This is a genomic window from Idiomarina sp. OT37-5b, from assembly GCF_002968395.1.
Lineage (GTDB): Bacteria > Pseudomonadota > Gammaproteobacteria > Enterobacterales > Alteromonadaceae > Idiomarina > Idiomarina aquatica.
This window is the reverse complement of sequence record NZ_CP027188.1, coordinates 1,978,922-1,990,000: the sequence shown is the minus strand read 5'-3', so window position 1 is coordinate 1,990,000 and position 11,079 is coordinate 1,978,922. Positions and strand designations below refer to the sequence as shown.

7 protein-coding genes, 1 tRNA gene and 2 rRNA genes (1 of these 10 running past the window's edge) are annotated in these 11,079 nt (G+C 51.8%); 8 read left to right on the top strand and 2 right to left on the bottom strand.

Features of this window, described 5'->3' with window-relative positions:
* From C5610_RS09375 to C5610_RS09365, 3 genes are all read left to right on the top strand, one after another.
* Positions 1-2,197: ribosomal RNA gene (locus C5610_RS09375) — 23S ribosomal RNA — on the top strand; it begins 685 nt to the left of the window's first position.
* Positions 2,198-2,325: 128 nt separating this feature from the next.
* Positions 2,326-2,441 (top strand): 5S ribosomal RNA (rrf, locus tag C5610_RS09370).
* A 182-nt stretch (positions 2,442-2,623) separates the two neighbouring features.
* Complete coding sequence (locus C5610_RS09365) at positions 2,624-3,016, top strand: cytidine deaminase (RefSeq protein ID WP_198678846.1); 393 nt, start codon at positions 2,624-2,626, stop codon at positions 3,014-3,016.
* A gap of 10 nt (positions 3,017-3,026) precedes the next feature.
* Here C5610_RS09365 and C5610_RS09360 read toward each other — a convergent pair whose 3' ends face one another.
* Both C5610_RS09360 and C5610_RS09355 read right to left on the bottom strand, forming a co-directional pair.
* Positions 3,027-6,581, bottom strand: a complete 3,555-nt coding sequence (locus tag C5610_RS09360; protein ID WP_105306934.1) for a translocation/assembly module TamB domain-containing protein — start codon at positions 6,579-6,581, stop codon at positions 3,027-3,029.
* Positions 6,578-8,371 carry an autotransporter assembly complex protein TamA gene (locus C5610_RS09355; protein WP_262339846.1) on the bottom strand — a complete coding sequence of 598 codons (1,794 nt, stop codon included), beginning with the start codon at positions 8,369-8,371 and terminating at the stop codon, positions 6,578-6,580. Before C5610_RS09355 ends, C5610_RS09360 begins: the two co-directional genes overlap by 4 nt.
* A 54-nt stretch (positions 8,372-8,425) precedes the next feature.
* Between C5610_RS09355 and C5610_RS09350 the strand changes: the two genes are divergently transcribed.
* The 5 genes from C5610_RS09350 to deoC all read left to right on the top strand — a co-directional run bounded on the left by C5610_RS09350 (position 8,426) and on the right by deoC (position 11,078).
* Positions 8,426-9,286 carry an HDOD domain-containing protein gene (locus C5610_RS09350; RefSeq protein WP_105306932.1) on the top strand — a complete coding sequence of 287 codons (861 nt, stop codon included), beginning with the start codon at positions 8,426-8,428 and terminating at the stop codon, positions 9,284-9,286.
* An 89-nt stretch (positions 9,287-9,375) separates the two neighbouring features.
* A tRNA-Trp gene (locus C5610_RS09345) sits at positions 9,376-9,451 on the top strand.
* A gap of 77 nt (positions 9,452-9,528) precedes the next feature.
* Positions 9,529-9,891 (top strand): hypothetical protein, encoded by a 363-nt coding sequence (locus tag C5610_RS09340; protein WP_105306931.1) that lies wholly within the window; start codon positions 9,529-9,531, stop codon positions 9,889-9,891.
* 83 nt (positions 9,892-9,974) lie between these two features.
* Positions 9,975-10,331: a ribosomal protein S18-alanine N-acetyltransferase gene (gene rimI, locus C5610_RS09335; RefSeq protein WP_241970649.1), complete on the top strand. Its 357-nt coding sequence runs from the start codon at positions 9,975-9,977 to the stop codon at positions 10,329-10,331.
* Positions 10,332-10,349: 18 nt separating this feature from the next.
* Positions 10,350-11,078 (top strand): deoxyribose-phosphate aldolase, encoded by a 729-nt coding sequence (gene deoC, locus C5610_RS09330; RefSeq protein ID WP_105306930.1) that lies wholly within the window; start codon positions 10,350-10,352, stop codon positions 11,076-11,078.
* Position 11,079: the final 1 nt, after the last annotated feature.

Genomic DNA, 11,079 nt, shown 5'->3' with positions numbered 1-11,079 from the left:
GCAGGTTGAAGGTTGAGTAACATCAACTGGAGGACCGAACCCACTAATGTTGAAAAATTAGGGGATGACTTGTGGCTAGGAGTGAAAGGCTAATCAAGCCCGGAGATAGCTGGTTCTCCCCGAAATCTATTTAGGTAGAGCCTCGGACGAATACCTGCGGGGGTAGAGCACTGTTTGGGCTAGGGGGTCATCCCGACTTACCAACCCCATGCAAACTCCGAATACCGCAGAGTACTATCCGGGAGACACACGGCGGGTGCTAACGTCCGTCGTGGAGAGGGAAACAACCCAGACCGCCAGCTAAGGTCCCAAAGTTATGGCTCAGTGGGAAACGATGTGGGAAGGCACAGACAGCTAGGAGGTTGGCTTAGAAGCAGCCACCCTTTAAAGAAAGCGTAATAGCTCACTAGTCGAGTCGGCCTGCGCGGAAGATGTAACGGGGCTAAGCCATACACCGAAGCTGCGGCAGCAACTTGTTGCTGGGTAGGGGAGCGTTCTGTAAGCGGATGAAGGTGTGTTGAGAAGCATGCTGGACGTATCAGAAGTGCGAATGCTGACATGAGTAACGATAATGGGAGTGAAAAACTCCCACGCCGGAAGACCAAGGTTTCCTATCCCATGCTAATCAGGGTAGGGTAAGTCGGCCCCTAAGGCGAGGCGGAAACGCGTAGTCGATGGGAAACAGGTTAATATTCCTGTACCGATGTTTATTGCGATGGGGGGACGGAGAAGGCTAGGCAGGCCAGGCGTTGGTAGTCCTGGTGAAAGTGCGTAGGCTGAGAGCTTAGGAAAATCCGGGCTCTTAAGGTCGAGACACGAGACGAGTACCTACGGGTGCGAAGCTGTTGATGCCATGCTTCCGGGAAAAGCCTCTAAGCTTCAGATAAACATCGACCGTACCCGAAACCGACACAGGTGGTCAGGTAGAGAATACTAAGGCGCTTGAGAGAACTCGGGTGAAGGAACTAGGCAAAATAGTACCGTAACTTCGGGAGAAGGTACGCCACTGTTGGTGAAGACTTCGCGTCGTAAGCTGATGGTGGTCGCAGTGACCAGGTGGCTGGGACTGTTTATTAAAAACACAGCACTCTGCTAACTCGAAAGAGGACGTATAGGGTGTGACACCTGCCCGGTGCCGGAAGGTTAATTGATGGGGTTAGCGTAAGCGAAGCTCTTGATCGAAGCCCCGGTAAACGGCGGCCGTAACTATAACGGTCCTAAGGTAGCGAAATTCCTTGTCGGGTAAGTTCCGACCTGCACGAATGGTGTAACCATGGCCACGCTGTCTCCACCCGAGACTCAGTGAAATTGAAATCGCTGTGAAGATGCAGTGTACCCGCGGCTAGACGGAAAGACCCCGTGAACCTTTACTACAGCTTGGCACTGAACATTGAACCTACATGTGTAGGATAGGTGGGAGGCTTTGAAGCACTGGCGCCAGTTGGTGTGGAGCCATCCTTGAAATACCACCCTTGTATGTTTGATGTTCTAACTTGGCACCCTAATCGGGTGTGAGGACAGTGCCTGGTGGGTAGTTTGACTGGGGCGGTCTCCTCCCAAAGAGTAACGGAGGAGCACGAAGGTTGGCTAAGTACGGTCGGACATCGTACGGTTAGTGTAATGGCAGAAGCCAGCTTAACTGCGAGACAGACACGTCGAGCAGATACGAAAGTAGGTCATAGTGATCCGGTGGTTCTGAATGGAAGGGCCATCGCTCAACGGATAAAAGGTACTCCGGGGATAACAGGCTGATACCGCCCAAGAGTTCATATCGACGGCGGTGTTTGGCACCTCGATGTCGGCTCATCACATCCTGGGGCTGAAGTCGGTCCCAAGGGTATGGCTGTTCGCCATTTAAAGTGGTACGCGAGCTGGGTTTAGAACGTCGTGAGACAGTTCGGTCCCTATCTGCCGTGGGCGTTTGAGAGTTGAGAGGGGCTGCTCCTAGTACGAGAGGACCGGAGTGGACGAACCTCTGGTGTTCCGGTTGTCACGCCAGTGGCACTGCCGGGTAGCTACGTTCGGAATCGATAACCGCTGAAAGCATCTAAGCGGGAAGCGAGCCTCGAGATAAGCTCTCACTAGCACTTTAAGTGCTCTGAAGGGTCGTTGAAGACGACAACGTTGATAGGCGGGGTGTGGAAGCGTAGTAATGCGTTGAGCTAACCCGTACTAATTGCCCGTGAGACTTAACCATACAACACCCAAGGTGTTTGGGAATCGTTAAGCACAAGCACGATACCTTTACCGAATAACAGAGGTTGCGCAGAGCGCGACATCAAACGAGTGGCATTACAATCAGCCTTCATGTTGTGACAGTTTTTGTCTGGCGGCCATAGCGGTATGGCACCACCTGGCTCCATTCCGAACCCAGAAGTGAAACATACCAGCGCCGATGGTAGTGTGGGGTCTCCCCATGTGAGAGTAGGACACCGCCAGACTTCAAATTAAGGAAAGCCCCGGGCTCACGCTCGGGGCTTTTTTTTATGCCCGCTCGGCGCTCACAACGGGTCGCTTTGAATGCTCTCCGCGGTTCGTTAATCTCGCGCGGTTGACTGTTTAGTCTGGTTTCCAGGAAGGTATGAGGTTAAGATCAGCTTCTCACTGGAGAACGGATAAAACGATGGAATTGAACCCTACAAAACGAGTAGAGGCAGCCCGAGAAGCTGCTGAGCGTGCTTACGCACCTTATAGTAAGTTTAAAGTTGGTGCCGCCATTGAACTTAATAATGGTGACATCATTACCGGCTGCAACGTCGAAAACGTGTCGTATGGACTGTCAAATTGCGCGGAACGCACAGCAATATATCGCGCCATCGCCGAAGGCATTGATCTGAGTAATGTCAAAGCGATAACTATCTATACACCCACCGAACAGTTACACAGTCCGTGCGGTGCCTGTCGACAAGTGATGGCCGAATTTTTCTCCGCCGACACCCAGGTGAGTTCCGCCAACCGTCACGACATCACGCACTGGACGGTCGGATCCCTGTTACCGGAAAGCTTTAGCTTTTAACGCCGACAAACTATTTTTCGATGCTGTAAATCAGATCGCCGCTTTGACTCTCGGTTGACGAGTTTGACTCGATCCAAAAATGATCCGTTAGCTGGTAGCGCAGGAAAAAGGATGAAGTCGACTCTACCAAACCAATACCGTACTTAATATACAGCCTTGGGGTCAGGTATTTACCGATATATAGCGAGGTATCGTTGACGTTGTCAGTGCTCGAATCTATCGACACTTCATCAAACCCAAAAGTATCTTTTAAGCTTTGCGTAAACGCATCGGCCATGTCACCGGTAAGCAATAAGGCGGCTTGTAATTCGAGGTTAGTCGATTCTGACTGAGAATTTGGTGCCCGGCCAAACAACAAATACGATAATACCGACGCGTCGGGCATCGGCGGCTCGGAAAATAACGACAGAGTTGGCTCTTGCAGGGTACCCTGAACTCGCGCACCTACTTGTTTAGGGTTTGCCGTTGCTTCTGGTAACTTGCGTACCACTTGTAAGTTAAGGCCTGGATTTTGTAGCGGTCCACCGTTATAAATCAGCTGTCCGCGGTCAATTGACAACTCTTGTCCATAAACCTCATAGGTACCGGCTTTAACGCCTATCTGACCATCGCCTCTGGCAACACCATAATTTGCCTGGCTGATGGTTAAGCGGCCTTGCAATTGCCCTTCGAAGCCGTAGGCGGCCACATTAACATTGTCACCGAGCGTGACGGTGATATTGGCGTCAGTTTCCAGTTTTGTCTGCCGTTGTTGTTCAGCCTGTTTAATCACTACGTCTGACGACGGTCTGGTTACGTTATCCAGTTGTGGTGGCGTGATATGCGCCTCAGGAACAATAACATCGCCACGTACCGTTAGCTTATTATCGGCCAGCTCTAACCTCACATCCGGGGACACCGATACCGATACCTCCGGTGTGTTCATGACACGTAACGTATCGCCACTAAGGCTTGCTGACAACTGTTGCTGTGGCACATCGTAACGGCCGTTTAGCTGAAACCTACCGTCGCCAATCCGGCCGTTGGCGCGCAAGTCGAATACCGAGTTGTCCGCTCCTGCGGCGGTTAGAACCAGCTCAGTCTCGCTGATATCGGTGCCGGTCTCGCTGAGTACGAACTGATTGATGCTCGCTTCTGCGCTTGGTTTAAGCCGGGGCGCCCTGAGCGTACCAGTGATGCCGATATTAGCTTGCAGGTTGCCATCGGCCTGCGCAACGGCCGGACTAAGGAGTTGTAGGAAACTTAAATCGGATAGTGCGGCCGTCAACCTGCCGTCTAAAGCAGCCGTCGGGGTGAGAGCCGCCAGCGACAGTTCCCCCTTCAGGTCAAGCCCGACTTCCTCTGCTGTCGCCTTTAGGGATACTCGTGTCTGTTGTCGCTGCGGCGCTATATCAATGTTAACGGTGTCCACCGTTATGGTTTCTTCCAAGCCCTCAAGGCGAATGGCACCGGTATTGAATTGACCCGATAACCTGGTCAGTTCAGAATCAGGCCACGACCAGGTCGCATCTAATGAGATGCGGCTTTGACCTTGCACGCGCAACGGCGAATTGGGCAATAATGGGTTGATCACGGCGAGTTCAAGGTGAGGAGCGTTGAATTCAGCCCTGCTCAGGCCATTCTCGCTGTGTATTTGTACACAGGCGGGTTCGGCTAGCCGTTGTTGAGTTACGCAGAAATTGTGCAACTGCAGCGACGTTGTCTGCCAGTTATACATAAACTGAGCGTTAGTTTTCAGTTCCAATGGCTCGAGACTTTCGTGGTCAATCACCAGCCTGTTGATATCGGCTGCAATGGCCGTTGCTGACCGTTCTAGCTGGGTTTCAATGGACCACGAAGCACCCAGAGTTGTCGCCGTTAGCGCGACATCCTGAGTGTTCAGGTCGCCTTCAACACTGACATCCAGCTGTTCAATGTCGGTATCGGCGATGGCAAGTGCATCGGCCGTTATCTGCACGTTGGCCCAAGGGGCGTTTATATCCCCTTCAATGATTGCGTCCACATCGAGCGCCCCGCGGATCGCAACAGGTAACGGCAAGTCGGCCAGTTGGGGGAGTGTTGCGGATAGCGTTAATTGGCGGCCTGGCGCCATCATTCCCTCTGCGGACAGAGTATTATCTTGCCATTTGGCCTGCAAGCGCGTCACGGTTATATAAGGTGAGGCGTAGCGAATATCCGTGATCAGCGAAAGTGGTTGCTCGAATAATTGCCCGGTGATGTCCGACAACACGTGTAACTCATTTTCCCAATGGATGGATGCAGAGCCTGAAACGCGCCCATCGGTGGCGGTTTCTGCCACTTCTAACTCGGAGATGGTGAGTTGTTCTTGGGTTAATTGAGCCTTAACGGCGGCGGTTAGACGGTGTTCTTCGCTCAGTCGCGACTCGCTTTGGCCTGTTAGTTCAAGTTGTTGTGCGGTTCCATTCACCGTTAACGAGCCTGAGGTTGATGTTTGCTCGTAGTTAAGCTGGTTAGCCTCAATCCCGATATTGACGGTAGGCGTGTCTGCCAGGCTAATTGTGCCGGAAGAGCTTAGTTCCCCGGTGACCAAGCCCGTCAGCGCTGTGGTCAACGAACTGACGGTGAGCTGATTATTAGCGAACGAGAGTAGGCCGCTAACGTCAGCCGCTAATTCTGGAGAGCGAATGCTGAGCTTAGGCTCGGCATTGAGCAAAGCCGTGTCAGCGTTAGCGACCGTTATGGTACCGTCAACCACTAACGGGGGTAACCCGGACGAGTTAACAGCAGCAAGCCAATCATTGAGTTGCGAATCGACGATGTCGACTTGTGCTTGCCAGCGTGGTGTTGCCAGCAAATTCTGAGCGGATGCCTTGATATTGATAACGGCACTCTTACGTATCTGCGCTGTGGCGCTTAGTTGCTCGAGGTTGCCGGAGCTTAACAGGTTTAATGTCGTGGCCGGGTAATCCGGTGAATGTAAGTCAACATCCGTGTTCAGCGAGTAATCAAACGGATAGCTCAGACTTGCCTCAGCGGTGGCGTCTAGGGTGACATACTGGTGCTGCAGGAATAGTTCGTCGATCATTAACTGACCTGACTTGCTGACATTGAGTGCTGCGTCCAGCGCTACCTGCTGCTGTGGGGCATCATTAACGAATAACCAGCTTTCAGCCATGGTGAGTTTTGACAGAGTGACTGAAAACGGTAAGGAGACTGATACCTGCTCAAGGGATGCGGCCGGCTCAGTCGACGGTTGTTGCGCCACCGGGCGGGTTCTGATTTCACCGGCGCCAAGTGCAAGCTCATCAATACGAAGCTCACCGGATAATAAGGTTGCCGGCGACCAATCTAGGGTGATGTCGGCAAACTCGGCGCTGAACGGTTGTGATTGATAACGAAACTGCTCAAGGGTAAAAGGGCCGCTTAAACGCCCCGAAAAGCGACTGAATTCTATCTGTTCAGGTAAAAACGGGCGGCTGTAGTTCACCAACCATTGACTCAGGAAGGTCGAGTTGATGGTGACCAGCAAGAACAGTGGTAACACAATAAAAACCAATGCTGCCAGGCACAAAAAGCTGTAGGCGAGTTTACGATAAAGGCTCATAAATCTGACCCCAGAGTAAAGTGTAAACGCCAGGGGTCACCAGGTTCATCAATCGCTTGTGCGAGATCCAGGCGAATGGCGCCAACCGGAGATATCCACCGAAAACCAAAACCAACACTTTGCTTCAGCGCTTGGTTAGGCTCTATCATGCTGTTACCGATATCCGTGAACAAGGCAACTCGCCAGTTATCGGCGAAGCGGTAATCGAGCTCGGCGCTGGCAACTGCAAGATACTTGCCGCCCGTCACAGCACCACTGTCATCCTTGGGGCCAAGTTGCTCATAAGCATAACCACGCACGCTATTATCACCGCCGGCAAAAAACCGTAGCGACGGTGGGAGCACATCGAAATTGTCGGTGTAGGAAGCACCTATTTCAACACGACTTAAAAGCCGCCAATGCTCGGTTAACGACCAAACCGTTTTTAGTTCAGCATAGCCCTGCAACAGGTTGGTTTCCGATAGCACACTTTCAGCCGCACCGCGCAAGCCAAGTGTTAGCCGCCAGCCATTGCTCACATTAATACGGTCGTCGGCATTCAGATAGCGCCACTCCATGCCCGGGACAAAGAAACTGGAACTGTCCCGCTCATCACCAATTCTAAAGTCTTCGCGCAATAAGCTGATATTATATTCGCGTTGCCAGCGGGCATAGGTATACACATCCAACGCCTGTAATTGATAAAGCCGGCTGTCTAAGCTGTCATTTTCCTTATCACCGATCTCAGCACGATATTGCTGGTAATCCATCTGCGGTTTCTTGCCTGGCACATGATAAATGGCGGTTGCCTGGCTTTCGTATTGTGCCAGTTGTAATTGTGAGCGAAACTGATGACCTTGCTTGTTTACCCAACGTCGATCGAGTCCGGCGGTGAGTCGAACACCCGTATCCGTGCCGTAGCCAATACCATAACGGTACTGAGTTTGTTCGTTAGCTTGGGTTTCAACGTTTACGGGAACTTGCTGGTTGCTATCGGCATTTTGCCAGTCACTACGGATGGTCACCTGCGAAAAGTAATCACTGTTGCCAAGATCCACCTGCAAACGACTCAGTTCCGAGTTGAGATAGGGGGCTCCCTGTTTAAAGCGCGCGTAACGGCGGATCAGATCGGCGTCCAGGTGACTGTCGACCACCGTCAATTCGCCGAAAAAGTAACGTGGTCCGGTGTCAAATATCACTTCAAGGTCGGCACTGTTGCGTTCTGTATCAACGGTTATTTGTGCCTGTTTATAGTGCGCATTTTGATAACCACGTTGGATAGCCTGGCGCAATAAGGCAGACTTTATCGACTCGTAGCGGCTATGAATCAGGGTGTCGCCAGGCTCAATTTTGTTGTTAGCGAGCAGCTTTTGCAGGATCTCATCGTCGCGTCCTTCGCCGTCGATTTGCCATTGCGTTTGGGCAAAAGTGACCGGCTCGTTTAATGTGACTTGATAGCTCGCTTGCCACCTGCCATCATCGGTTGCGGTTAAACGACTGTCGACGTCAACTTGATAGTACCCGAATGGTTGTAGTGCGGCTTTAATTTCTGCTGCTGCTTTTCGGTGTAAATAACGAATTTGATAGTTTACGTAACGTCGCTCTGGGTCTAAATTAGCAATCTGTAAGTAGGCGTTGACATTGTCCAACAGCCGCCCGTCAATACCGCGGATATCAACGCTAACGTGAGTAACGGTAGAGGCTTGCAGTGGCAGCGACGCTGCGAGCAAGAAAAAAAACAACGCCAAATTGGCAAGTTTGGTTTTGGCCAGTGTTATCATCGCGTACACATCTCCGGAGCTTGCGTCCATAGTCGCACGCCGGGTGCAAAAAAGTAAAATGATAGTTGATAAAGGGAGCTTTAGATGGCGATTGTAATCACTGCCGCTGAAAAAAAGCTATTACAAAACGTCAGTATACCGCCTCGACCTCAGACCCTGTTAACGGTGAGTGCCGAGGCTAAAAAGGAAGACCCGGATGTTAGCGTGATCGCCGATGCCATTGCGGCGGATGTGGGTATCGCCGCAGCGGTTCTGCAGGTCGTGAATTCGGCGGCGTATCGTCGCCGTCAGACAATCGACTCGATTCAACAGGCGGTCATGATCTTAGGTTTTCGTCGCGTGTTCCCGATTGTCCGGGCGGTAGCTTTAAAGCGAGCGCTCAGCGGTAATTACGACTTATCCGAGTTTTGGCGTTATAACGAGTGGGTCGCGAGTGCCTGTGCGGTCGTTGCAGACAGCGTTGGATTATCCTCAGTGAAAGACCACGCCTACATGTTGGGCTTGTTTCAGAATAGCGGTATTGCGGTGATGCTGGAGCAATTTGACGATTACGCTGATTTCGTACGCCGTGCCGACAGCACCTCATGGTATGAGTTGCAGGAGCAGGAACAGCGCCAATTTGATACTTCACACACCACCATCGGGGCGCTACTGGCGCAACAGTGGAAGTTACCCAGCTTGTTGGTTGAAGCGATCTATTATTTGTACGACGACAGTTCGGTACTGAGTTCCGATTCAGAACTGCATCCGGTAGCGATTAATCTGGTTTCCATCGCCAAACTAGCTAAGTATGCCGTCGATCTGCGGACTCGCAGTCTGGCCGGTAAAGCCGAGTGGCAACAAGTAGAAGATGTGGTGATGACCCGGCTAAAGCTTGACGAGGTCGAAGTCGAAACCCTGGTTGCAGAGGTTCAGGACGCGTTATTTGAACTGAATGAGGCCTGATTGCTTATTTTATCCGCAGTTAATCAGGCTGAAGGCAGTTTCTGCTTGCGTGCACAAATGAGCTGAGTATAATCCTGAGTTCATGATGCAGGGGCGTAGTTCCAATGGCAGAACAGCGGTCTCCAAAACCGACGGTTGGGGGTTCGAATCCCTCCGCCCCTGCCAATTTATCCCCTTGCTAGCACTCTTTAAACGCTTCGTTTACACTACTCACAGAATTCTTCAACAAAACAGGATGACTGATGCCCGTTCGTTGGCGTGCTCAACAGCGTGATGCGTTAAAGGCAATGGCGATTCCTGCCTATCAGTTAAAGCAACTGCATAGTGCGGAGTCGGACGCCGATAAAACTCAAGCCGCTACTACGCTGCGTTACCATTACCGTCTGGGGCCATTTTATCTAACCGCTGCGGAGCCACTGCCGGTGCAATTGCCGCGCTGGTTGGAAGATTGCTGTGTGCTGCTGGACTGCCGTCCGGTAGCCGTTAAGGCAGCCAGTGACAGCGCCATGGTATGGGATTATCAGCAGTGTCAGCAACAACTGAGCAGCGCCGCCGGGAAACGTGAATTTTGGCACAACATTCGTCAACACATAACGCAACAATAAACCTGTCTGACAGTTCGCCCTCTGCGCCACTGTATGCGATTGAGCAACGTGCCCATCGGCGACCATGGAGCGAGAAGGTTTTTATGGCGAGCGTTGGTACCGGCTATCGCTGGCGGCAGTTAACGCTCCACCAACAAGCCGTCGGCTTTACCGTCTGTCAGCAGGTTGTCGATGAGTTAACACTGCACAATATCGCCGTTGCACCGGACTATCAGGGGCGGGGATTTGGTCGGTTACTACTGAATGATGTGCTGGATCATGCCGCACGACATGGTTTGATCGTATTCTTAGAAGTCCGTGTATCCAATCACGCCGCAATTCATTTGTACACACAAAGTGGATTTGAGACGGTAGGCAGACGCCCTAACTATTACGCCAATAACGACGGTCGCGAAGACGGCCTGGTGATGCGTTGGCAGGCCAACCGTAATCTAACCTAACAAAAGGAACAAACCCGTATGCGCGAGAGAATAGCAACCATTGCTTCCTACATTGATTTAACCAGTTTAAATAATTCTGACACGGTGGCCACCATTGAAACGCTCAGTGATAACGCGAGCTTTGATGGTATTGAGGTTGCGGCATTGTGTGTTTTTCCGGAATTGATTGTGGCGGCCAAACAAGCGCTACAGCAACGAGGTTTGTCGTTACCGGTGGCTACCGTAACAAACTTTCCTGAAGGTCATGATAATGTTGCGCGGGCTGTTGCAGAAACCGAACGGGCCGTGGCGGTTGGCGCTGACGAAGTCGACGTGGTGCTGCCTTACAATGCTCTCATCGCTGGCGATGAGGCTGTGGTGACAGAATTAGTCAGCGCAGTAAAAGCTGCCTGTGGCCAGCAGGCTCACCTAAAAGTGATCATCGAGTCCGGTGAATTAAAAACCCCGGAACGGATAAAACGAGCCAGCGAATTGGCCATTGACGCCGGTGCGGATTTTATTAAAACCTCAACCGGTAAGGTGCCGGTTAACGCAACGCTGGAAGCGACCGCTGTGATGTTGAACGCGATTAAGGCATCCGGCCGCAACGTTGGCTTTAAGGCCGCTGGTGGCATTCGGACGTTAGCAGACGCCGAACAGTACATTAACCTGGCGGCGGATATCATGGGCAAGGACTGGGTGACACCTGAACATTTTCGTATTGGTGCCAGCAGTCTGGTTAACGATCTTAAACAACAGTTAGGATAAG